This is a genomic window from Oceanobacter sp. 1_MG-2023, from assembly GCF_030689025.1.
Lineage (GTDB): Bacteria > Pseudomonadota > Gammaproteobacteria > Pseudomonadales > Oceanobacteraceae > Oceanobacter.
Map to the genome: position 1 here is coordinate 1 of NZ_JAUYWA010000065.1, position 1,240 is coordinate 1,240.

General features: G+C 55.0%; 1 protein-coding gene. It reads left to right on the forward strand.

All coding sequences use genetic code 11. From position 1 onward, the window contains the following. Positions 1-67: 67 nt before the first annotated feature. A protein-coding gene (locus Q8W22_RS16630) for an IS3 family transposase (protein WP_305453123.1) occupies positions 68-1,230 on the forward strand; the annotation gives its coding sequence in 2 pieces (ribosomal slippage) (positions 68-323 and positions 323-1,230; 1,164 coding nt in all). Positions 1,231-1,240: the final 10 nt, after the last annotated feature.

A 1,240-nucleotide genomic window follows, 5' to 3' on the forward strand; every position in this document is an offset into this window, starting at 1 on the left:
TGTAGTGGTTCAATGATTCTGGACACCAACGTAGGTGGTAATATCGCCACCATAAACGAGGTGTCTGATGACCAGAAAACGACGTTCTTTTTCTCCTGAGTTCAAACAGGAAGCAGCCAGCCTGGTGCTGGATCAAGGTTACACGATTCCGCAGGCCAGCGTGTCCTTGGGGGTTGGTGAAAGCGCTGTTCGGCGGTGGGTTCAACAACTGGCAGACGAGCGTAAGGGCGTCACCCCGAAGGGCAAGGCCTTAACCCCGGAGCAGCGCCGAATTCAGGAGCTGGAAGCCCGCTGCAATCGCCTGGAGCGAGAGAAGGAAATATTAAAAAAGGCTACAGCTCTCTTGATGTCGGACGAGATGAATCGTACGCGCTGATAGACCGGTTGGGAGAGCAGGAGTCAATTGAACTGGTCTGTGAAGCGTTTGAAATCAACCGTTCTAGCTATTACGAGTACCGTCAACGGCGGAACCGTGTGGATGTGGAGCGCTTGGCTCTGAAGGCTCAGGTGAACCGCCTGTTTACCAAGAGCCGCAGTTCTGCCGGCAGCCGCACAATCAAAGGCTTGCTCCGCGAGGAAGGCGTTGTCGTCGGTCGCTTCAAAGTTCGACGACTGATGAGCGAGCTGGGGCTGATCTGTAAACAGCCAGGCCCTCATGCCTACAAACAGGCCACCGTTGAGCGACCGGATATCCCGAATCATCTGGATCGTGAGTTTACGGTAGAGCAACCCGACCAGGTCTGGTGTGGCGACATCACCTACATCTGGAGCGGCCGGCGATGGAGTTATCTGGCGGTGGTGCTGGATCTATACGCTCGCCGGGTTGTTGGCTGGGCCATGTCGTCCAGTCCGGATGCGGACCTGGTTGTAAAGGCTCTGGATCACGCCTGGGAGCAGCGTGGTCGTCCAGAGAAAGTCATGTTCCACTCAGATCAGGGAAGTCAGTACGCCAGTCGTAAGTTCCGTCAGAGAATCTGGCGCTATCGAATGACACAAAGCATGAGCCGGCGCGGCAACTGCTGGGACAATGCACCGATGGAAAGGCTATTCCGGAGCCTGAAATCGGAATGGATACCGGCCCTGGGTTACCGAAATCTGCCTGAGGCTCAAAAGGATGTTGGGAGCTACTTGATGGACTACTACAACCGGCAACGACCTCACTCATTCAACGGCGGCATTTCGCCTGTTGCAGCTGAGGAAAACCTTAAAATACTGTCCGGGATTAGTTGACCACTACAAC